This window comes from Pseudomonas lini (genome assembly GCF_001042905.1).
In the GTDB taxonomy this organism is placed as follows: Bacteria; Pseudomonadota; Gammaproteobacteria; order Pseudomonadales; family Pseudomonadaceae; genus Aquipseudomonas; species Aquipseudomonas lini.
Genome location: NZ_JYLB01000006.1, coordinates 312,090 through 330,958, shown reverse-complemented (window position 1 = coordinate 330,958; position 18,869 = coordinate 312,090). Strand labels below are relative to the sequence as shown.

The window sequence follows — 18,869 nt, the reverse complement described above, 5'->3', positions numbered from 1 at the left end:
GTTGGTTTTCTTGTTATGACACTCCCGTCCGATCTGCCCCCTGAACTCGCCCACCGTGGCGTGCGTCCGGCTGATCGCCTCGGTTTCACCCTGTTTCTGGCGGCGCTGATTCACCTGGCCTTGCTGTTGGGCGTCGGGTTCTCCATGGTCGAACCCCAGCAAATCAGCAAAACCCTGGAAATCACCCTCGCCACGTTCAAAAGCGAAAAGAAGCCGGAAAAAGCTGACTTTCTCGCCCAGGAAAATCAGGAAGGCAGCGGCACCCTGGAGAAAAAGGCGATTCCCAAGACCACCGAGGTCGCGCCATTCCAGGACAACAAGGTGCAGCAAGTCACCCCACCGCCGGCGGCCCAGCCTCAAGTGCAGGAAGCCGCGCCCAAGGCGTCTGTGACCACCGTCGCGCCGAAGCCGAAAAAAGCTGCAACCAAGACTGAAGAACCCAAGCCCCTGACCAAACCCCAAGTGGCGGCACCGACGTTCGACAGCGCGCAACTGTCCAGCGACATCGCCAGCCTGGAAGCGGAACTGGCCAGCGAACAACAGCTGTACGCCAAGCGCCCGCGCATTCACCGTTTGAGCGCCGCATCGACCATGCGCGACAAGGGTGCCTGGTACAAAGATGAATGGCGCAAGAAGGTCGAGCGCATCGGCAACCTCAACTACCCCGACGAAGCCCGGCGCAAACAGATTTACGGCAATTTGCGACTGATGGTCTCGATCAACCGCGACGGCTCGCTGTATGAAGTGCTAGTACTGGAATCGTCCGGCCAGCCGCTGCTGGACCAGGCGGCGCAGCGCATCGTAAGGCTCGCGGCGCCGTTTGCACCGTTTACCGGGGATCTGTCAGACATCGACCGCCTGGAAATCATCCGCACGTGGAAGTTTGCGCGTGGGGACCGGTTGTCCAGTAATTAACCACCGCAAAAAACCTGTGGGAGCGGGCTTGCCCGCGATAGCGGTCTGTCTGAGACATTAATTTTGGATGTACCGCCGTCATCGCGGGCAAGCCCGCTCCCACAGGGAACAGGTTGTTTGCGGGGATTCGGGCCATTTCCTGTGCATCCCCGGCTTGTCAGTTCGCCCCTCCAACGCCACACTAGCGCTCATGAAGAACGTCAGCCCCAGCTACCTCAAGCATCACTTCCTGATCGCCATGCCGCACATGGCCGACCCGAACTTTGCGCACACCTTGACCTACATCGTCGAGCACACGGCCAATGGTGCCATGGGGCTGGTGGTCAACCGCCCGCAGGACCTGAACCTGGCCGATATCCTCGAGCAATTGCGCCCCGATATCGAACCGCCGTTGCTCTGCCAGCATGTGCCGATCTTTATGGGTGGCCCGGTGCAAACCGATCGCGGTTTTGTCCTGCATCCGTCGGGGAAAACCTTTCAGGCGACCGTTGATCTGGAAGGCGACTTGTCCCTGTCGACCTCCCAGGACGTGCTGTTCGCCATCGCCGACGGCGTCGGCCCCGCGAAAAGCCTGATCACCCTCGGCTACGCCGGTTGGGAAGCCGGACAATTGGAAGCCGAACTGGCCGACAACGCCTGGCTGACCTGCCCGTTCGATGCCGACATCCTGTTCAACACCAGCAGCGAATTGCGTCTTGAAGCGGCGGCCAAACACTTGGGCGTCAATCTCAGCCTGCTCACCAGCCAGGCGGGGCACGCCTGATGGCCCTGCGGTTGATTTTGGGTTTCGACTACGGCACCAAACAGATCGGCGTTGCGGTCGGCCAGGTGATTACCGGCCAGGCCCGCGAGCTGTGCACCTTGAAGGCGCAAAACGGCATTCCTGACTGGAATCAGGTCGAAGCCCTGATTAAAGAGTGGAAACCCGACGCTGTGGTGGTCGGTCTGCCGCTGAACATGGATGGCACACCGAGCGACATGTGCCTGCGGGCCGAGAAGTTCGCCCGACGCCTGAACGGCCGCTACAACCTGCCCTTCTATACTCACGACGAGCGCCTGACCACCTTCGAGGCCAAAGGCGAACGCCTGGTCCGTGGTGGCCAGAAAGGCAGTTACCGCGACAACCCGGTCGATGCCATCGCCGCCGCTTTACTGCTGCAAGGCTGGCTCGACGAAAACACCGCACTGTTCGAATCCTGACCGCACTAATTCTGAAGAGCCGCTGCGGCGTCTCCCTTAGCGACACCCCGAGCCACCACTCAAGCGGCATCCGGCTCGGGACAAAGAAGGAGCAAACCATGAGCCTGCCCAATCCCGCCGAACTGATCAGCCAGATGGCGACCCGTCTAGACACCTATCTGGCCAAACGGGGCATCAGCGAACCGCGCTACATCGGCATTCGGACCGGTGGCGTCTGGGTCGCTCAGGCATTGCTCGATGAACTGGGCAGCGATTCGCCTCTGGGCACCCTGGACGTTTCGTTCTACCGCGACGACTTCAGCCAGAACGGCCTGCACCCACAAGTACGCCCATCGGCGCTGCCGTTCGAAATCGAAGGCCAGCACCTGGTGCTGATCGATGACGTGCTGATGAGCGGTCGGACCATCCGCGCCGCGATGAACGAACTCTTCGACTACGGTCGCCCGGCCAGCGTGACGCTGGTGTGCCTGCTGGACCTGGACGCCGGTGAATTGCCGATCCGCCCGAACGTGGTTGGCGAGACCCTGTCGCTGGCGGCCCACGAACGAGTGAAACTGTCCGGCCCGGAACTCAAGCTCGAACTTCAAGACCTCGCCCTTTAATTCGCCCTATTGAGAGTCCCCCTCGCGATGACGCCTCTAGAAACCAAGCGCCCGCTGCAGCTCAATGATCAGGGCCAGCTGCGCCACTTCCTCTCGCTCGACGGTTTGCGCCGCGAGCTGCTGACGGAAATCCTCGACACCGCCGACTCGTTCCTCGAAGTGGGCGCCCGGGCGGTGAAGAAAGTCCCGTTGCTGCGCGGCAAGACCGTGTGCAACGTGTTCTTCGAGAACTCCACCCGCACCCGCACCACCTTCGAACTGGCGGCCCAGCGGCTGTCGGCTGACGTGATCACCCTGAACGTGTCGACGTCGTCGGCAAGCAAGGGCGAAACCCTGCTCGACACCCTGCGCAACCTGGAAGCCATGGCCGCCGACATGTTCGTCGTGCGTCATGGTGATTCCGGCGCGGCACACTTCATCGCCGAGCATGTCTGCCCGCAAGTAGCGATTATCAACGGCGGCGACGGCCGTCACGCCCACCCGACCCAGGGCATGCTCGACATGCTCACCATCCGTCGGCACAAGGGCGGCTTCGAAAACCTTTCGGTAGCCATCGTCGGCGACATCCTGCACTCGCGGGTGGCGCGCTCGAACATGCTGGCTCTGAAAACCCTTGGCTGCCCGGACATTCGCGTGATTGCGCCGAAAACCCTGCTGCCGATCGGCATCGAGCAATACGGTGTGAAGGTCTATACCGACATGACCGAAGGCCTGAAAGACGTAGATGTGGTGATCATGCTGCGCCTGCAGCGTGAACGCATGACCGGCGGCCTGCTGCCGAGCGAAGGCGAGTTCTACCGCCTGTTCGGCCTGACCACCGCCCGCCTGGCCGGGGCCAAACCGGATTGCATCGTCATGCACCCGGGGCCGATCAACCGTGGGGTGGAAATTGAGTCGGCGGTGGCCGACGGCCCGCACTCGGTGATCCTCAACCAGGTGACCTACGGCATCGCGATTCGTATGGCTGTGCTGTCCATGGCCATGAGCGGGCAAACTGCCCAGCGCCAATTCGAGCAGGAGAACGCCCAGTGAAGCTCAGCATTCTCGGCGCACGCGTTATCGATCCGGCCAGCGGCCTGGATCAAGTGACTGATATCCACGTTGAAGCCTGCAAGATTATCGCCCTTGGCGCCGCTCCAGCCGGTTTCGTTGCAGTAGACACCATCGACGCCAAGGGCCTGGTGGCGGCCCCGGGTCTGGTTGACCTGAACGTCGCCCTGCGCGAGCCGGGCTACAGCCGCAAAGGCTCGATCGCCAGCGAAACCCGCGCAGCTGCTGCCGGTGGCGTGACCAGCCTGTGCTGCCCACCGAAAACCAAACCGGTGCTGGACACTTCGGCTGTGGCCGAACTGATCCTCGACCGCGCTCGCGAAGCCGGCAACACCAAAGTCTTCCCGATCGGCGCCCTGAGCAAAGGCCTGGATGGCGAACAGCTGGCCGAACTGGTCGCCTTGCGCGATGCCGGCTGCGTGGCCTTCGGCAATGGCCTGGAGAGTTTTCGCAACACCCGTACCCTGTGCCGGGCGCTGGAATACGCGGCGACGTTCGACCTGACGGTGATTTTCAATTCGCAGGACCATGATCTGGCCGAAGGTGGCTTGGCTCACGAAGGCCCGACTGCGAGTTTCCTCGGTTTGCCGGGCATTCCGGAAACCGCCGAAACCGTGGCCCTGGCCCGGGATCTGCTGCTGGTCGAGCAAAGCGGCGTGCGTGCGCACTTCAGCCAGCTCACCAGTGCCCGCGGTGTGGCGTTGATCGCTCAGGCCCAGGCCCGTGGCCTGAAGGTCACGGCGGACGTGGCGTTGTATCAGCTGATCCTCACCGACGAAGCGCTGATCGACTTCAGCAGTCTCTATCACGTCCAGCCGCCGCTGCGCACCCGCGCGGACCGCGACGGCCTGCGGGCAGCAGTGAAATCTGGGGTGGTGTCAGCCATCTCCAGCCATCACCAGCCCCATGAACGCGATGCCAAACTGGCGCCGTTCGGTGCCACCGAGCCGGGCATCAGCAGTGTTGAACTGCTGCTGCCGCTGGCGATGACCTTGGTGGAAGACGGTTTGCTCGACTTGCCGACGCTGCTCGCACGCTTGGGCGCAGGTCCTGCCGAAGCGTTGCGTCTGCCGGCGGGTAAGCTGGCGGTGGGTGGGCCTGCAGATATCGTACTGTTCGACCCAGCGGCCTCGACCGTGGCCGGTGAGACCTGGTTGTCCAAGGGTGAGAACTGCCCGTTCATTGGTCACAGCCTGCCGGGTGTGGTGCGTTACACGTTGGTGGATGGACGGATTAGCCACCAGGCGTAAAACCGCGTTGCCTGCATTCGCGAGCAAGCCCGCTCCCACATTTGCCTTCAGCGAACACAGAATTTGTGTACGACCGAAATCAAATGTGGGAGCGGGCTTGCTCGCGAAGGCTTACTGGAAGGCACCTCTATTCTGCGCGTTGCGCACAGAAACCTGGTCATTCAACGTCCAGAAGTCATACAACACCCCCAGAAAGAACACCCCGCCCGTCACCAGGTACAGCAACCCGCTGATCCACTTCCCCTGATACATCCGATGCACACCGAATACCCCCAGAAACGTCAGCAGAATCCATGCAACGTTGTATTCGATGGGGCCGGCGGTGAAGCGCAGGTCCGCTTCACGGTCCATGGCCGGGATCAGAAACAGGTCGATCAACCAGCCGATCCCCAGCAAACCGAGGGTAAAAAACCAGATCGTCCCGGTCACCGGCTTACCGTAATAGAAGCGGTGAGCCCCGGTAAAACCGAAAATCCACAACAGGTAACCAATCACTTTGCTGTGTGTGTCTTGCTCTGAAGCGGGGTGTTGATAGGTGTTCATGGATGACCTCGACTCACACGATAGAGAAATATTCTTGAATTCTTTGTGACTTTTTTACAGGTGGCCGACATACGGCAGATGCTACCTTCATTCCTGTCAAAGCCTTGTAATACCTGACTTTTGTCAGACAACTCACGTCAATTTTGCCGCTTTTTAGTTCCGCGCCCGCCAGTTTGAATCGACCAACGGCCTCGGAGGGGCCAAAAAAGCTGTTATAAAGTTGCGCGTTCACCCATATGAGCCTTGCCTAATGCGTCCATTTTTCAAGACATGGCTAACCATTTGCCTATTATTGCCCCTGGCCGCCCACGCCACCAATCGTGAGCAACGTCTTCCTAACGTGAATGGTTACACCCCAAAATCCCATGTTTCTGCTCCTTCGAGCAAAAACAAACAGACCGTAAAACGCTCCAGCCAGCTGAGCAGCGTAAACAGCAAGCTGGTCCCGCCGATGGCGACCAAGGAAAGCAGCAACGTGCTGAGCCGCGCGGTAAACGTGCTCGGTACGCCTTATCGTTGGGGTGGCAGCAGCCCAAGTAAAGGGTTCGATTGCAGCGGTCTGGTGAAATACGCGTTCAACGACGCCACGTTTGACTTGCCACGTACCTCCAACGCCATGGCCAGCGGTCATGGCGAGAAAGTCGATCGCAACGATCTGAAGCCAGGCGACCTGATTTTCTTCAAACTCAAGAGCCGCCGGGTCAATCATGTTGCCATCTACCTGGGCAACGATCGCTTCATCCACGCACCACGCCGTGGCAAGTCAGTGACTATCGACACCCTGAAGAAACCGTACTGGGAAAGCCACTACGTGGTTGCCAAGCGGGTTTTGCCGAAAGAACAGAATCAGCTACGCGTCGTACAGCGCTAATTATTTAAAGCAAGATCAAGAGATCGCAGCCTTCGGCAGCTCCTACATGGAAACGCGTATTCCCGTGTAGGAGCTGCCGAAGGCTGCGATCTTTTGCTTTTAAGGCACTCAAAAATTATCCGGCGACCGCGCCTTCTCCCGTGCATGCTCGCGGCTGATCACGCCCTTGGTCACCAGCTCCTTCAGGCACATATCCAGGGTCTGCATCCCCAGCGACCCTCCGGTCTGAATTGACGAGTACATCTGCGCCACCTTGTCTTCGCGGATCAGGTTACGGATCGCCGAAGTGCCAAGCATGATTTCGTGGGCGGCAATTCGCCCGCCGCCGATTTTCTTGATCAATGTCTGCGACACCACCGCCAGCAATGACTCGGAGAGCATTGAACGCACCATCGATTTCTCGTCGCCCGGAAACACGTCCACCACTCGGTCGATGGTTTTCGCCGCCGACGTGGTGTGCAGCGTGCCAAACACCAGGTGACCGGTCTCGGCGGCAGTCAACGCCAGCCGAATAGTCTCCAGATCACGCATTTCCCCCACCAGAATCACGTCCGGGTCTTCGCGCAGGGCCGAGCGCAGGGCCGTGGCGAAGCTGCGGGTATCGCGATGGACTTCGCGCTGATTGATCAGGCATTTGCGCGATTCGTGGACGAACTCGATGGGGTCTTCGATGGTGAGGATGTGGTGATGGCGATGGTTGTTCAGGTAATCGATCATCGCCGCCAGCGTGGTGGACTTGCCGGAGCCGGTCGGGCCGGTCACCAGCACCAGGCCTCGGGGCGCTTCGGTAATCTTGCGAAACACTTCCCCCATCCCCAAATCGTCCATGCTCAGGACCTTGGACGGAATGGTCCGAAATACCGCGCCCGCTCCACGATTCTGGTTGAAGGCATTGACCCGAAAACGCGCCACGCCGGGCACCTCGAAGGAAAAGTCGGTTTCAAGATGCTTCTCGAAATCCACCCGCTGGAGGTCGTTCATGATGTCGTAGATCAGCTCATGCACTTCCTTGTGGTCCAGGGCCGGCAGGTTGATGCGTCGCACATCGCCGTCGACACGGATCATCGGTGGCAGGCCGGCGGACAGGTGCAGGTCAGACGCGCCTTGCTTGGCGCTGAAAGCCAGCAGCTCAGTGATATCCATAGCGCTCCTCAATTCCAGTAGAATGCCGCGAACCTCAGACCCGCTGGCGCCTCTTGAATGTCCACGATAGCAGACAACATCGCTCAGGTTAGTTCACGCATCCGTGCTGCCGCGCTCGCCGTCGGGCGCGACGAGTACACCATCCAGCTGCTGGCCGTGAGCAAGACCAAGCCCGCCGAAGCCCTGCGGGAAGCGTATGCCGCCGGCCTGCGCGATTTTGGCGAGAACTACCTGCAGGAAGCCTTGAGCAAACAGCTCGAATTGGCCGACCTGCCCTTGATCTGGCACTTCATCGGCCCCATTCAATCGAACAAGACTCGCGCTATCGCCGAGCATTTCGACTGGGTGCATTCCGTGGATCGCTTGAAAATCGCACAACGCTTGTCCGAACAACGTCCTGCCGATTTGCCTCCATTGAACATCTGCATCCAGGTCAACGTCAGTGGTGAAGCCAGCAAGTCCGGCTGCACCCCGGCCGACCTGCCCGCTCTGGCCGATGCCATCAGCGCGCTGCCGCATCTGAAATTGCGCGGGCTGATGGCGATTCCCGAGCCGACTGAAGATCGCGTCGCCCAGGATGCAGCCTTTGCTGCCGTGCAGAGCCTGCAAGCCAGCCTGAATCTGCCACTCGACACACTTTCCATGGGCATGAGCCACGACCTCGAGTCGGCCATTGCCATGGGCGCCACTTGGGTCCGTATCGGAACAGCCCTTTTTGGCGCTCGCGGCTCTCAACAAATGCATCGCCAGCCTTGAAGCAATGGCTGACACCACTCTTTATAAGGACCTGACATGAGCAAGACTCGTATTGCCTTTATCGGAGCCGGCAACATGGCCGCCAGCCTGATCGGCGGCCTGCGCGCCAAAGGTCTGGACACCGCGCAAATCCGCGCCAGCGATCCGGGTGAAGAAACCCGTGCCCGCGTGAGCGCCGAACACGGCATCGAAGTGTTTGCCGACAACGCCGACGCCATTCAGGGCGTGGACGTGATCGTGCTGGCGGTCAAACCGCAGGCGATGAAAGCCGTTTGCGAAGCCATTCGCCCAAGCCTCAAGCCGAATCAACTGGTGGTCTCGATTGCAGCCGGCATCACCTGCGCCAGCATGAACAACTGGCTTGGCGCCCAGCCTATCGTGCGCTGCATGCCCAACACCCCGGCGCTGCTGCGTCAGGGCGTGAGCGGTTTGTTCGCCACCGGCGAAGTGAGCGCCGAACAACGCCAGCAAGCTGAAGAGCTGCTGTCGGCGGTTGGCATTGCTCTGTGGCTGAACGAAGAACAGCAACTGGATGCGGTCACGGCCGTTTCCGGAAGCGGCCCTGCGTATTTCTTCCTGCTGATCGAAGCCATGACCGCCGCGGGCGTGAAGCTCGGCCTGCCAGCGGACATCGCCGCGCAACTGACCGTGCAAACCGCTTTGGGTGCTGCACACATGGCAGTCGCCAGTGATGTCGACGCGACTGAATTGCGTCGTCGCGTGACGTCGCCTGCGGGCACCACCGAAGCGGCGATCAAGTCGTTCCAGGCCGGCGGCTTCGAAGCCCTGGTAGAACAAGCACTCGGCGCCGCTGCGCACCGTTCGGCCGAGATGGCTGAGCAACTCGGCCGCTAATCAGCTCTTACAAAGGAATCAATGATGCTCGGACTCAATGACGCTGCCATCTTCGTAATTAAAACCTTGGGCAGCCTGTACCTGCTGATCGTGCTGTTGCGCTTCATCCTGCAATTGGTTCGGGCGAATTTTTACAACCCGCTCTGCCAGTTCATCGTGAAAGCCACTCAACCGCTGCTCAAGCCCCTGCGCCGGGTAATCCCGAGCATGTTCGGGCTGGACATGTCGTCACTGGTACTGGCGCTGATTGTGCAGATGGTGCTGATAGCCGTCATCCTGCTGCTCAAAGGCTTCGAGGTCGATTTGCTGCTGTTGGTGCCTTGGGCACTGATCGCCATCTTCTCGCTGTTTTTGAGTGTTCTGTTCTACGCGATGATCATCAGTGTGATTCTGTCCTGGGTTGCCCCGGGGAGCCACAATCCGGGCGCAGAGCTGGTCGCACAGATTACTGAACCGGTACTCGCCCCGTTCCGCCGGATCATTCCAAACCTGGGTGGCCTCGACATTTCGCCGATCTTCGCGTTTATCGCAATCCAGTTGGTGCAAAGCTGGCTGATTCCACGCCTTGCGTACTTTGCCCTCATGCCTCAGGGACTGCTCGGCCTGATCTGATGAGCTACTTTCGCTGGGACGGTGATGATCTGATTCTGGAATGTCACCTGCAACCTGCGGCCCGCAGCGATGATTTCTCCGGGCTGCATGGTGATCGCCTGAAGATCCGCCTGACCGCACCGCCCGTTGAAGGCAAGGCCAATGCGTACCTGATGGCGTTTCTGGCCAAGGCGTTCGGGGTTTCCAAGAGTCAGGTGAGCTTGATCAGCGGAGAGCTGAACCGGCAGAAACGGGTGCGGATCTGTTCGCCGAAGAAGCTGCCGGATTTGCCGGATCTGGTTCGACAGAGCTGATCCACCGAGGCGCTGCATTCGCGAGCAAGCCCGCTCCCACATTGGAATGCGTTCCCCTGTGGGAGCGGGCTTGCTCGCGAATGGCGCACCTCGGTCGAACTGAATGAAATCAGGCCCGGCCTTTGCTTGCCGCTAGCCACAGCGGTCTTTAGACTTACGCCTCATTTCAATGAGAGCAGGGTCGATGCCAGCTGCCTTCCCCCCCGATTCTGTTGGTCTGGTGACGCCGCAAGTGGCGCACTTCAGTGAACCCCTGGCCTTGGCCTGCGGACGTTCGCTGCCCGCGTATGACCTGATCTACGAGACCTACGGCACGCTGAACGCTACGGCGAGCAATGCCGTGCTGATCTGCCACGCCTTGTCCGGTCACCATCACGCTGCCGGCTTCCACAGCCCCGACGACCGCAAACCCGGTTGGTGGGACAGCTGCATCGGCCCCGGCAAACCGATCGACACCAACAAGTTCTTCGTGGTCAGCCTGAATAATCTCGGCGGGTGCAACGGTTCCACCGGCCCCAGCAGCGTCAATCCGGAAACCGGCAAGCCATTCGGCGCCGATTTCCCGGTACTGACCGTGGAAGACTGGGTCCACAGCCAGGCACGCCTCGCCGACCTGCTCGGCATCCACCAATGGGCGGCGGTGATCGGTGGCAGCCTTGGTGGCATGCAGGCCTTGCAGTGGACCATCACCTACCCGGATCGCGTGCGGCACTGCCTGGCCATCGCCTCGGCGCCGAAACTGTCGGCACAGAACATCGCATTCAACGAAGTCGCACGCCAGGCGATCCTCACCGACCCGGAGTTCCACGGCGGCTCGTTCCAGGAAGCGGGTGTGATCCCCAAGCGCGGGCTGATGCTGGCGCGGATGGTCGGGCACATCACGTACCTGTCCGACGACTCCATGGGCGAGAAATTCGGTCGCGGCCTTAAGAGCGAAAAGCTCAACTACGACTTCCACAGCGTCGAGTTCCAGGTCGAAAGCTACCTGCGCTATCAGGGTGAGGAATTTTCCGGACGTTTCGACGCCAACACCTACCTGCTGATGACCAAGGCGCTGGACTACTTCGACCCGGCAGCGAACTTCGACGATGACCTGGCAAAAACCTTCGCCAATGCCACGGCCAGGTTTTGCGTGATGTCCTTCACCACCGACTGGCGCTTCTCCCCTGCCCGCTCGCGGGAACTGGTGGATGCGCTGATGGCGGCCAGGAAAGACGTCTGCTACCTGGAGATCGACGCTCCGCAAGGCCACGACGCCTTCCTGATTCCGATCCCGCGTTATTTGCAGGCCTTCAGCAATTACATGAACCGTATAGCGCTTTGAGGAAGACATGAGAGCCGATCTGGAAATCATCCAGGAATGGATCCCCGCCGGCAGCCGCGTGCTCGACCTCGGTTGCGGTGACGGCGAGTTGCTGACCTGGCTGCGTGACCACAAACAGGTTACCGGCTATGGCCTGGAAAACGACCCGGACAACATTGCCGAGTGCGTGGCCAAGGGCATCAACGTCATCGAGCAGGATCTGGACAAGGGCCTGGGCAACTTCGCCAGCAACAGCTTCGACGTCGTGGTCATGACTCAGGCACTGCAAGCGGTGCATTACCCGGACAAGATCCTCGACGAAATGCTGCGCGTCGGCCGCCAGTGCATCATCACCTTCCCCAACTTCGGTCACTGGCGCTGCCGCTGGTACCTGGCGAGCAAGGGCCGGATGCCGGTGTCCGATTTTCTGCCGTACACCTGGTACAACACGCCGAACATCCACTTCTGTACTTTCGAAGACTTTGAAGCGCTGTGTCGCGAACGTGAAGCCAAGGTCATTGATCGGCTTGCCGTGGATCAACAGCATCGGCATGGGTGGGCCAGTAAGCTATGGCCTAATCTGTTAGGTGAGATCGGCATCTACCGCGTCAGTAGCCCCGGTCTGCCGGACCACAAGGTCGCGGTCTGAATCACGACACTTCGAGGAGAATCATCATGGGTCGTCTAGCACTGTTTTTACTTACTGCCTGCCTGAGCGTCACCACCATGGCCGCCGATGTCATCAAGGGCGAGCGCAAGGAAACCTTTGGCGACGTGACGGTGCACTACAACACCTTCAATTCCACCTTCCTGACACCGGATATCGCCAAAGCGGCCGAGCTGAACCGCAGCAAGAATCAAGGCGTGATCAACGTCTCGGTACTCAAGGAAGGTAAACCACAGACGGCTCAGGTCAGCGGCACGGTCAAAGACCTGACTAGCCAAAGCATCCCGTTGAAGTTCAAACAGATCACTGAAACAGGCGCGGTCTACTACATCGCCCAGTTCCCGGTGGATCAGCAGGAAATCCGCACCTTTGACATCAAGGTGCAGACCGGCGACAAAACCAACACTATCAGTTTCCAACAAGAGCTTTTCCCTGGCCAATGATGAATTTCACGCAACTCGTACTGGCCAGCCATAACGCCGGCAAACTCAAGGAACTCCAGGCCATGCTCGGCGAATCGGTGCATTTGCGCTCGATCGGCGAGTTCAGCAGCGTCGAGCCTGAAGAAACCGGCCTGTCGTTCGTCGAGAACGCCATTCTCAAGGCCCGCAATGCCTCGCGCATTTCCGGCCTGCCAGCCTTGGCCGACGATTCGGGGCTGGCGGTGGATTTCCTCGGCGGTGCGCCGGGTATCTATTCGGCCCGTTACGCCGACGGTAAAGGCGATGCGGCGAACAACGCCAAACTGCTCGACGTGTTGAAAGACGTGCCCGAAGCCGAGCGCGGTGCGCAGTTCGTCTGTGTGTTGGCATTGGTGCGTCATGCCGACGATCCGTTGCCGATTCTCTGCGAAGGCCTGTGGCATGGGCGCATCCTGACCCAGGCCAGCGGTGAGCACGGTTTTGGCTACGATCCACTGTTCTGGGTGCCGGAGCGCGAGTGCTCCAGCGCCGAGCTGAGCCCGAGCGACAAGAACCTCATCAGCCACCGCGCCCGTGCAATGGATCTGCTGCGCCAGCGTCTGGGCCTGAAATGATCCATGACTCGTCCGCGTCGCCGCTGATCTTCGGCGGCGCCGCACAATCGCCTCGAGCGGCCCTGCCCGTGTTGCCGCCACTGGCGTTGTACATCCACATCCCGTGGTGTGTACGCAAATGCCCTTATTGCGACTTCAACTCCCACACCGCCAGCCCCGTGTTGCCGGAAGAAGAATATGTCGACACCCTTCTGGCCGATCTCGATCAAGACCTGCATGCGGTCTATGATCGCGAGCTGAGTTCGATCTTCTTCGGTGGCGGTACGCCAAGCCTGTTCAGCGCCGAGGCTCTGGGCCGTTTGCTCAAGGGTGTCGAGCAACGTATTCCGTTTGCCAGCGACATTGAAATCACCCTGGAAGCCAACCCCGGAACGTTCGAGCAGGAGAAGTTCCGCGCCTACCGGGCGCTGGGCATCAATCGCCTGTCGATCGGCATCCAGAGCTTTCAGGAAGAGAAACTCAAGGCCCTGGGGCGGATTCACAACGGCGACGAAGCCGTGCGTGCCGCCGGCATGGCCCGTCAGGCCGGCTTCGACAACTTCAATCTGGACCTGATGCATGGTTTGCCCGATCAGTCGCTGGACGATGCCCTGAACGACCTGCGCCAGGCCATTGCCCTGAAGCCGACGCACCTGTCCTGGTATCAGCTGACGCTGGAACCGAACACGGTGTTCTGGAACCAGCCGCCGACGCTGCCGGAAGACGACACCCTGTGGGATATTCAGGAGGCCGGTCAGGCGCTATTGGCCGAACACGGTTACGCGCAATACGAAGTTTCGGCCTATGCCCAGCCCGGTCGTGCGGCGCGGCATAACCTCAATTACTGGAGTTTCGGCGACTTCATCGGCATCGGCGCCGGCGCCCACGGCAAGCTCAGCCATCCGGACGGGCGCATCGTGCGCACCTGGAAGACCCGCCTGCCGAAGGACTACCTCAACCCGGCCAAAAGCTTCCAGGCCGGCGAGAAAGCCCTGACCAACGAAGAGCTGCCGTTCGAGTTCCTGATGAACGCCTTGCGCCTGACCGAGGGCGTCGAAGCGCGGTTATATCCAGAGCGCACCGGGCTGCCTCTGGAAAGCCTGGCTGAAGGCCGGCGCGAGGCCGAACAAAGTGGCTTGTTGCAGGTCGAACCGTCACGTCTGGCGGCCACATTGCGCGGACAACTCTTTCTCAATGACTTGCTGCAGAATTTTCTGACATAAGGAAATCGAATGGATCTGGTACTCGACCTGCTCGCCACCGTGTCCCGCTGGAGCCGTAGCAACCTGTCGGAAATCTCTCTGGCGCTGGTGGGCTGTCTGCTGGTGCTGTTTGGCGCCGACATCAAAGGCTGGGTCGACCAACGCCTGGGCAGCATCGCCGGCGCCTTGCGCGTCCCGCTGATGGCCCTGCTGTGCATGGTCGGCAGCGGCGTGGCGCTGATCTATGCAACGCCATGGATCATCAAAGGCCTGAGCCAGTTCAACAACTACAGCCTGGCACCGGTGTTGTTGGTGGTGCTGGTGTTGATCGGCGTCGTAGCAGACCGCCGCTGATCTCCAAGCACAACACAAAACAAATGTGGGAGCGGGCTTGCTCGCGAAGGCGTCGTGTCAATCAACATTAGCGTTGAATGATGAACCGTCTTCGCGAGCAAGCCCGCTCCCACATTTGGTATTGCGTAGGGCTTAGGACTGTTTTTCGAACTTCAGATCCCACACGCCGTGCCCAAGACGTTCGCCGCGGCGTTCGAACTTGGTGATCGGCCGTTCGGTCGGGCGCGGGACGCATTTGCCGTCTTCGGCGAGGTTGCGATAGCCCGGGGCGACGTTCATCACTTCCAGCATGTACTCAGCGTACGGTTCCCAGTCAGTGGCCATGTGTAACACACCGCCGACCTTCAACTTGCTGCGCACCAGTTCAGCGAACGACGCCTGCACGATACGACGCTTGTGGTGACGGCTCTTGTGCCACGGATCCGGGAAAAACAGCATCAGGCGATCGAGGCTGTTGTCGGCGATGCAACGGTTGAGCACTTCGATCGCATCGCAATCGTAAACGCGCAGGTTGGTCAGGCCCTGAGTCAGCACGCCATTGAGCAGCGCGCCGACACCCGGACGGTGAACCTCAACGCCAATGAAATCCTGCTCCGGCGAGGCCGCGGCCATTTCCAGCAGCGAGTGGCCCATGCCGAAGCCGATTTCCAGCGAGCGCGGTGCCGAGCGTCCGAACACCTGATCGAAGTCCACCGGCGCATCGGCCAAAGGCAGTACGAACAGCGGCGTACCTTGGTCCAGACCGCGCTGCTGGCCTTCGGTCATGCGCCCGGCGCGCATCACGAAACTCTTGATGCGGCGGTGTTGGCGCTCTTCGCCTTCTTCCGGCTGGATAGGCGTTTCGTTTGATTCAGTCATCAATGGCTCTTACTTGATCAGACCATCCAGCGGCGAGGAGGCGCTGGCATAGAGTTTTTTCGGCATGCGGCCGGCGAGGTAGGCCAAGCGACCTGCAACGATGGCGTGTTTCATGGCTTCAGCCATCATGATCGGCTGCTGGGCATGGGCGATGGCCGAGTTCATCAGCACCGCTTCACAGCCCAGTTCCATGGCGATGGTGGCGTCGGAGGCAGTACCGACACCAGCATCCACCAGCACCGGAATTTTCGCTTCTTCGAGGATAATCTGCAGGTTGTACGGGTTGCAGATCCCCAGGCCCGTGCCGATCAGACCGGCCAGCGGCATCACCGCGATAACGCCGATTTCCGCCAGTTGACGGGCGATGATTGGGTCATCGCTGGTGTAGACCATCACGTCGAAACCTTCCTTGACCAGCACTTCGGCGGCCTTGAGGGTTTCGATCACGTTGGGGAACAGGGTTTTCTGGTCCGCCAGCACTTCCAGCTTCACCAGGTTGTGGCCACCGAGCAGCTCACGGGCCAGACGGCAGGTGCGCACAGCCTCGGTAGCGTCGAAGCAGCCGGCGGTGTTAGGCAGGAAGGTGTAGCGATCTGGCGACAGGACTTCGAGCAGGTTCGGTTCGCCCGGGTTCTGGCCGAGGTTGGTGCGGCGCACGGCGAAGGTGACGATCTCGGCACCCGAGGCTTCGATGGCCAGGCGGGTTTCTTCCATGTCACGGTACTTGCCGGTACCTACCAGCAAACGCGACTGGTAAGTACGACCGGCCAGGACGAAGGGCTTGTCGCTACGAACGATGCTCATGGGAAATCCTCTGTAGGGATGAGGTTCTTGCAGAATTCTGTGCCCTTAAGGGCCGGACGACTAGCCGCCGCCGATAGCGTGAACCACTTCGACGGAATCGCCGTCGTTCAGCGTGGTTTCTGCATGCTGGCTGCGCGGGACGATATCCAGATTGAGTTCGACCGCCACCCGGCGTCCGGTCAGTTCCAGACGGGTCAGCAGGGCCGCAACGGTTTCACCGTCGGGCAGTTCAAGGGATTCGCCGTTCAATTGAATGCGCATACCGAATGCCGCCATCATTTTTAGGGGCTGGCATTCTAGCCCGATCAGTCAGGCCGACCCAAGCCATTCGTCACGAAATGGACCGCGTGGTCAGCTCAACCGCCAGGCGGCAAGTCCCAGGCAAACCCAGCCGACCAGGAACGCCAGGCCACCGAAGGGCGTAACGATCCCGAGCTTGCTGATGCCCGTTATCGTCAGCAGGTACAGGCTGCCGGAAAACAACACAATGCCAATAGCAAATGATGCGCCGGCCCAGGTGATCAGTCGACCGGGAATCTGCGTGGCGAGCAGCGCTACACCCAGCAACGCCAGGGTGTGCACCAGTTGATAGGTGACGCCCGTATGGAAAATCGCCAGGTACTCGGCGCTCAGGCGGCTTTTCAAGCCATGGGCGGCGAATGCGCCCAAGGCAACACCGGTGAAGCCGAAAAAAGCAGCCAGCATCAGGAAGCCACGCAACATGAAGAACTCCAGTCAGACTCGATCAACAGGGTCTGTATAATGGCCGGCTCAACGGGTTCGGCCAAGCCATCTCTATGCTGCAGTTAATTTTCCGTCGTTTCACAAAGGCCCTGCTCTGGTTCGCGGTCGGCAGTGTTTTGCTGGTGCTGCTGTTTCGGGTGGTGCCGCCGCCGGGAACGGCGCTGATGGTCGAGCGCAAGATCGAATCCTGGTTCGACGGCGAGCCCATTGACTTGCAACGCACCTGGAAACCCTGGGATGAAATCTCCGACGACCTGAAAGTCGCGGTGATTGCCGGTGAAGACCAGAAGTTTCCCGAGCACTGGGGCTTTGATATCGGCGCGATTCAGGCGGCGTTTGCGCATAACGAACGCGGCGGCTCGATTCGTGGCGCCAGCACCCTGAGCCAGCAAGTGTCGAAGAACCTGTTTCTGTGGTCTGGCCGCAGCTGGCTGCGCAAAGGCCTGGAGGTCTGGTTTACCGGGCTGATCGAGGTGTTCTGGCCCAAGCAGCGGATTCTTGAGGTGTACCTCAACAGCGTCGAGTGGGATGAAGGCGTGTTTGGCGCCGAAGCGGCGGCTCGGCATCACTTTGGTGTGGGCGCTCGCTCGATATCCCGACAGCAGGCGAGTCTGCTGGCCGCAGTACTGCCGAACCCGCGGGTGTGGAGCGCCAGCCATCCAACCTCTTACGTTGCAAGACGCGCCGGGTGGATTCGGCAGCAGATGAGTCAGTTGGGCGGGGACAGCTATCTGCTCGGGCTCAACGATTCGCGCCGGGCACCTTGGTCCCAATAACTTGACGCCCCCTTGTAGGAGCGAGGCTTGCCCGCGAAAGCGGTGTGTCAGTCGACATCATTTCTGAATGACACACCGCTTTCGCGGGCAAGCCTCGCTCCTACAGAGGTTCGGTGTAAGCGGGCACCAACAAAAACGCCCCGATCAATGATCGGGGCGTTTTTTATTGCCGGTGCGCAGGTTACGCGGCGATCGACAACTTGAGCTTGTTCATCGCGCTCTTCTCGAGCTGACGAATACGCTCGGCCGACACGTTGTACTTCTGCGCCAGGTCGTGCAGCGTGGCTTTTTCTTCTGCCAGCCAACGCTGGTAGAGGATGTCGCGACTGCGGTCGTCCAGCACTTCAAGCGCTTCGTGCAGGTTGTGGTTCGAGTTGTCGCTCCAGTCGGCGTCTTCCAGTTGACGGGCCGGATCGTACCGGTGGTCTTCCAGATAGTTGGCCGGCGACTGGAATGCACTGTCGTCGTCCGCTTCCGCGGCCGGGTCGAAAGCCATGTCATGGCCGGTCAGGCGACTTTCCATCTCGCGCACTTCCCGCGGCTCTACGCCGAGGCTTTCCGCCACGCGATGGACTTCCTCGTTGTTCAGCCAGGCCAGACGTTTCTTCTGGCTGCGCAGGTTGAAGAACAACTTGCGCTGAGCCTTGGTGGTCGCGACTTTCACGATCCGCCAGTTGCGCAGGATGAACTCGTGGATTTCCGCCTTGATCCAGTGCACCGCAAAGGACACCAGGCGTACACCCATTTCCGGGTTGAAACGCTTGACCGCTTTCATCAGGCCGACGTTGCCTTCCTGGATCAGGTCAGCCTGGGCCAGGCCGTAGCCGGAATAGCTACGGGCAATGTGTACGACAAAACGCAGGTGGGCGAGCACCATCTGCCGAGCCGCCCCCAAATCCTGCTCATAATAGAGACTCTCGGCCAGTTCACGCTCCTGCTCCGGCGTCAGCAATGGAATGCTGTTCACCGTGTGCACATAGGCCTCCAGGTTCGCACCCGGGACCAGAGCATATGCAGGTTGCAAAGAATTGGTCATACGAAAAAACCTCCGACTTA

General features: G+C 60.2%; 25 protein-coding genes. 18 read left to right on the top strand and 7 right to left on the bottom strand.

Annotation, left to right across the window (positions count from 1 at the left end):
• The first annotated feature begins 15 nt into the window (after window positions 1-15).
• The 6 genes from TU81_RS19745 (at window position 16) to TU81_RS19720 (ending at window position 5,017) form a co-directional block, all read left to right on the top strand.
• Window positions 16-915 carry an energy transducer TonB gene (locus TU81_RS19745; RefSeq protein ID WP_048396346.1) on the top strand — a complete coding sequence of 300 codons (900 nt, stop codon included), beginning with the start codon at window positions 16-18 and terminating at the stop codon, window positions 913-915.
• A gap of 190 nt (window positions 916-1,105) precedes the next feature.
• Window positions 1,106-1,678, top strand: a complete 573-nt coding sequence (locus TU81_RS19740) for a YqgE/AlgH family protein (RefSeq protein ID WP_038980980.1) — start codon at window positions 1,106-1,108, stop codon at window positions 1,676-1,678.
• Complete coding sequence (gene ruvX / locus TU81_RS19735) at window positions 1,678-2,115, top strand: Holliday junction resolvase RuvX (protein WP_007897947.1); 438 nt, start codon at window positions 1,678-1,680, stop codon at window positions 2,113-2,115. The genes TU81_RS19740 and ruvX overlap by 1 nt, the downstream gene beginning before the upstream one ends.
• Window positions 2,116-2,213: 98 nt before the next feature.
• Window positions 2,214-2,717 (top strand): bifunctional pyr operon transcriptional regulator/uracil phosphoribosyltransferase PyrR, encoded by a 504-nt coding sequence (gene pyrR / locus TU81_RS19730; RefSeq protein ID WP_048396345.1) that lies wholly within the window; start codon window positions 2,214-2,216, stop codon window positions 2,715-2,717.
• 27 nt (window positions 2,718-2,744) lie between these two features.
• A complete protein-coding gene (locus TU81_RS19725; RefSeq protein WP_007897943.1) occupies window positions 2,745-3,749 on the top strand; it encodes an aspartate carbamoyltransferase catalytic subunit in 1,005 nt (334 codons plus the stop codon).
• Window positions 3,746-5,017 (top strand): dihydroorotase, encoded by a 1,272-nt coding sequence (locus TU81_RS19720; RefSeq protein ID WP_048396344.1) that lies wholly within the window; start codon window positions 3,746-3,748, stop codon window positions 5,015-5,017. The genes TU81_RS19725 and TU81_RS19720 overlap by 4 nt, the downstream gene beginning before the upstream one ends.
• Before the next feature lie 111 nt (window positions 5,018-5,128).
• Here TU81_RS19720 and TU81_RS19715 read toward each other — a convergent pair whose 3' ends face one another.
• Window positions 5,129-5,560 (bottom strand): NINE protein, encoded by a 432-nt coding sequence (locus TU81_RS19715; protein WP_038980978.1) that lies wholly within the window; start codon window positions 5,558-5,560, stop codon window positions 5,129-5,131.
• Between the two features lie 250 nt (window positions 5,561-5,810).
• Here TU81_RS19715 and TU81_RS19710 point away from each other — a divergent pair, with 250 nt between their 5' ends.
• The gene (locus TU81_RS19710; protein WP_038980977.1) at window positions 5,811-6,431 is read left to right on the top strand and encodes a C40 family peptidase; all 621 of its coding nucleotides are present in this window, start codon (window positions 5,811-5,813) and stop codon (window positions 6,429-6,431) included.
• A 108-nt stretch (window positions 6,432-6,539) separates the two neighbouring features.
• Here TU81_RS19710 and TU81_RS19705 read toward each other — a convergent pair whose 3' ends face one another.
• Window positions 6,540-7,574 carry a type IV pilus twitching motility protein PilT gene (locus TU81_RS19705; RefSeq protein WP_007897938.1) on the bottom strand — a complete coding sequence of 345 codons (1,035 nt, stop codon included), beginning with the start codon at window positions 7,572-7,574 and terminating at the stop codon, window positions 6,540-6,542.
• Between the two features lie 57 nt (window positions 7,575-7,631).
• On the opposite strand from TU81_RS19705, the gene TU81_RS19700 reads away from it, so the two are divergent.
• The 10 genes from TU81_RS19700 (at window position 7,632) to TU81_RS19655 (ending at window position 14,631) form a co-directional block, all read left to right on the top strand.
• Entirely contained in the window at window positions 7,632-8,330 is a 699-nt protein-coding gene (locus TU81_RS19700) for a YggS family pyridoxal phosphate-dependent enzyme (RefSeq protein ID WP_038980975.1), read from the top strand.
• A 36-nt stretch (window positions 8,331-8,366) separates the two neighbouring features.
• Window positions 8,367-9,185, top strand: a complete 819-nt coding sequence (gene proC, locus TU81_RS19695) for a pyrroline-5-carboxylate reductase (RefSeq protein ID WP_048396343.1) — start codon at window positions 8,367-8,369, stop codon at window positions 9,183-9,185.
• A 24-nt stretch (window positions 9,186-9,209) separates the two neighbouring features.
• Window positions 9,210-9,797: a YggT family protein gene (locus TU81_RS19690; RefSeq protein WP_038980972.1), complete on the top strand. Its 588-nt coding sequence runs from the start codon at window positions 9,210-9,212 to the stop codon at window positions 9,795-9,797.
• Window positions 9,797-10,090, top strand: coding sequence for a DUF167 domain-containing protein (locus TU81_RS19685; protein ID WP_048396342.1), 294 nt, complete (start codon window positions 9,797-9,799; stop codon window positions 10,088-10,090). The genes TU81_RS19690 and TU81_RS19685 overlap by 1 nt, the downstream gene beginning before the upstream one ends.
• Window positions 10,091-10,274: 184 nt before the next feature.
• Entirely contained in the window at window positions 10,275-11,414 is a 1,140-nt protein-coding gene (metX, locus tag TU81_RS19680; protein WP_038980969.1) for a homoserine O-succinyltransferase MetX, read from the top strand.
• Between the two features lie 7 nt (window positions 11,415-11,421).
• The gene (gene metW / locus TU81_RS19675) at window positions 11,422-12,042 is read left to right on the top strand and encodes a methionine biosynthesis protein MetW (protein ID WP_038980968.1); all 621 of its coding nucleotides are present in this window, start codon (window positions 11,422-11,424) and stop codon (window positions 12,040-12,042) included.
• A gap of 26 nt (window positions 12,043-12,068) precedes the next feature.
• Complete coding sequence (locus TU81_RS19670) at window positions 12,069-12,503, top strand: DUF4426 domain-containing protein (RefSeq protein ID WP_048396341.1); 435 nt, start codon at window positions 12,069-12,071, stop codon at window positions 12,501-12,503.
• Window positions 12,500-13,096 carry an RdgB/HAM1 family non-canonical purine NTP pyrophosphatase gene (gene rdgB / locus TU81_RS19665; RefSeq protein ID WP_048396340.1) on the top strand — a complete coding sequence of 199 codons (597 nt, stop codon included), beginning with the start codon at window positions 12,500-12,502 and terminating at the stop codon, window positions 13,094-13,096. Before TU81_RS19670 ends, rdgB begins: the two co-directional genes overlap by 4 nt.
• Window positions 13,093-14,298: a radical SAM family heme chaperone HemW gene (gene hemW / locus TU81_RS19660; protein WP_048396339.1), complete on the top strand. Its 1,206-nt coding sequence runs from the start codon at window positions 13,093-13,095 to the stop codon at window positions 14,296-14,298. The genes rdgB and hemW overlap by 4 nt, the downstream gene beginning before the upstream one ends.
• Window positions 14,299-14,307: 9 nt before the next feature.
• On the top strand, window positions 14,308-14,631 hold the full coding sequence (locus TU81_RS19655) for a DUF3392 domain-containing protein (RefSeq protein ID WP_007897907.1): 324 nt from the start codon (window positions 14,308-14,310) through the stop codon (window positions 14,629-14,631).
• 132 nt (window positions 14,632-14,763) lie between these two features.
• On the opposite strand, the gene trmB is transcribed toward TU81_RS19655, so the two are convergent.
• The 4 genes from trmB to TU81_RS19635 all read right to left on the bottom strand — a co-directional run bounded on the left by trmB (window position 14,764) and on the right by TU81_RS19635 (window position 17,016).
• Window positions 14,764-15,489 carry a tRNA (guanosine(46)-N7)-methyltransferase TrmB gene (gene trmB / locus TU81_RS19650; protein ID WP_038980964.1) on the bottom strand — a complete coding sequence of 242 codons (726 nt, stop codon included), beginning with the start codon at window positions 15,487-15,489 and terminating at the stop codon, window positions 14,764-14,766.
• Between the two features lie 9 nt (window positions 15,490-15,498).
• Window positions 15,499-16,293 (bottom strand): thiazole synthase, encoded by a 795-nt coding sequence (locus tag TU81_RS19645; protein WP_008068101.1) that lies wholly within the window; start codon window positions 16,291-16,293, stop codon window positions 15,499-15,501.
• Between the two features lie 60 nt (window positions 16,294-16,353).
• Window positions 16,354-16,554 (bottom strand): sulfur carrier protein ThiS, encoded by a 201-nt coding sequence (thiS, locus tag TU81_RS19640; RefSeq protein ID WP_007897898.1) that lies wholly within the window; start codon window positions 16,552-16,554, stop codon window positions 16,354-16,356.
• A gap of 90 nt (window positions 16,555-16,644) precedes the next feature.
• Complete coding sequence (locus TU81_RS19635) at window positions 16,645-17,016, bottom strand: DUF423 domain-containing protein (protein ID WP_048396338.1); 372 nt, start codon at window positions 17,014-17,016, stop codon at window positions 16,645-16,647.
• 74 nt (window positions 17,017-17,090) lie between these two features.
• Here TU81_RS19635 and mtgA point away from each other — a divergent pair, with 74 nt between their 5' ends.
• The gene (gene mtgA, locus TU81_RS19630) at window positions 17,091-17,813 is read left to right on the top strand and encodes a monofunctional biosynthetic peptidoglycan transglycosylase (protein ID WP_038980962.1); all 723 of its coding nucleotides are present in this window, start codon (window positions 17,091-17,093) and stop codon (window positions 17,811-17,813) included.
• 181 nt (window positions 17,814-17,994) lie between these two features.
• On the opposite strand, the gene rpoH is transcribed toward mtgA, so the two are convergent.
• On the bottom strand, window positions 17,995-18,849 hold the full coding sequence (rpoH, locus tag TU81_RS19625) for an RNA polymerase sigma factor RpoH (RefSeq protein ID WP_007897890.1): 855 nt from the start codon (window positions 18,847-18,849) through the stop codon (window positions 17,995-17,997).
• Window positions 18,850-18,869 lie beyond the last annotated feature (20 nt).

Excerpts from the sequence above, each read along its gene's own strand:
- metX (WP_038980969.1), top strand. The coding sequence starts at position 10,275 with ATGCCAGCTGCCTTCCCCCCCGATTCTGTTGGTCTGGTGACGCCGCAA.
- thiS (WP_007897898.1), bottom strand. The coding sequence starts at position 16,554 with ATGCGCATTCAATTGAACGGCGAATCCCTTGAACTGCCCGACGGTGAA.
- TU81_RS19715 (WP_038980978.1), bottom strand. The coding sequence starts at position 5,560 with ATGAACACCTATCAACACCCCGCTTCAGAGCAAGACACACACAGCAAA.
- hemW (WP_048396339.1), top strand. The coding sequence starts at position 13,093 with ATGATCCATGACTCGTCCGCGTCGCCGCTGATCTTCGGCGGCGCCGCA.
- pyrR (WP_048396345.1), top strand. The coding sequence starts at position 2,214 with ATGAGCCTGCCCAATCCCGCCGAACTGATCAGCCAGATGGCGACCCGT.
- metW (WP_038980968.1), top strand. The coding sequence starts at position 11,422 with ATGAGAGCCGATCTGGAAATCATCCAGGAATGGATCCCCGCCGGCAGC.
- TU81_RS19725 (WP_007897943.1), top strand. The coding sequence starts at position 2,745 with ATGACGCCTCTAGAAACCAAGCGCCCGCTGCAGCTCAATGATCAGGGC.
- TU81_RS19690 (WP_038980972.1), top strand. The coding sequence starts at position 9,210 with ATGCTCGGACTCAATGACGCTGCCATCTTCGTAATTAAAACCTTGGGC.
- TU81_RS19740 (WP_038980980.1), top strand. The coding sequence starts at position 1,106 with ATGAAGAACGTCAGCCCCAGCTACCTCAAGCATCACTTCCTGATCGCC.
- proC (WP_048396343.1), top strand. The coding sequence starts at position 8,367 with ATGAGCAAGACTCGTATTGCCTTTATCGGAGCCGGCAACATGGCCGCC.
- mtgA (WP_038980962.1), top strand. The coding sequence starts at position 17,091 with ATGCTGCAGTTAATTTTCCGTCGTTTCACAAAGGCCCTGCTCTGGTTC.
- rdgB (WP_048396340.1), top strand. The coding sequence starts at position 12,500 with ATGATGAATTTCACGCAACTCGTACTGGCCAGCCATAACGCCGGCAAA.
- TU81_RS19645 (WP_008068101.1), bottom strand. The coding sequence starts at position 16,293 with ATGAGCATCGTTCGTAGCGACAAGCCCTTCGTCCTGGCCGGTCGTACT.
- TU81_RS19705 (WP_007897938.1), bottom strand. The coding sequence starts at position 7,574 with ATGGATATCACTGAGCTGCTGGCTTTCAGCGCCAAGCAAGGCGCGTCT.
- ruvX (WP_007897947.1), top strand. The coding sequence starts at position 1,678 with ATGGCCCTGCGGTTGATTTTGGGTTTCGACTACGGCACCAAACAGATC.
- TU81_RS19685 (WP_048396342.1), top strand. The coding sequence starts at position 9,797 with ATGAGCTACTTTCGCTGGGACGGTGATGATCTGATTCTGGAATGTCAC.
- TU81_RS19655 (WP_007897907.1), top strand. The coding sequence starts at position 14,308 with ATGGATCTGGTACTCGACCTGCTCGCCACCGTGTCCCGCTGGAGCCGT.
- TU81_RS19710 (WP_038980977.1), top strand. The coding sequence starts at position 5,811 with ATGCGTCCATTTTTCAAGACATGGCTAACCATTTGCCTATTATTGCCC.
- TU81_RS19670 (WP_048396341.1), top strand. The coding sequence starts at position 12,069 with ATGGGTCGTCTAGCACTGTTTTTACTTACTGCCTGCCTGAGCGTCACC.
- rpoH (WP_007897890.1), bottom strand. The coding sequence starts at position 18,849 with ATGACCAATTCTTTGCAACCTGCATATGCTCTGGTCCCGGGTGCGAAC.
- TU81_RS19635 (WP_048396338.1), bottom strand. The coding sequence starts at position 17,016 with ATGTTGCGTGGCTTCCTGATGCTGGCTGCTTTTTTCGGCTTCACCGGT.
- TU81_RS19700 (WP_038980975.1), top strand. The coding sequence starts at position 7,632 with ATGTCCACGATAGCAGACAACATCGCTCAGGTTAGTTCACGCATCCGT.
- TU81_RS19745 (WP_048396346.1), top strand. The coding sequence starts at position 16 with ATGACACTCCCGTCCGATCTGCCCCCTGAACTCGCCCACCGTGGCGTG.
- trmB (WP_038980964.1), bottom strand. The coding sequence starts at position 15,489 with ATGACTGAATCAAACGAAACGCCTATCCAGCCGGAAGAAGGCGAAGAG.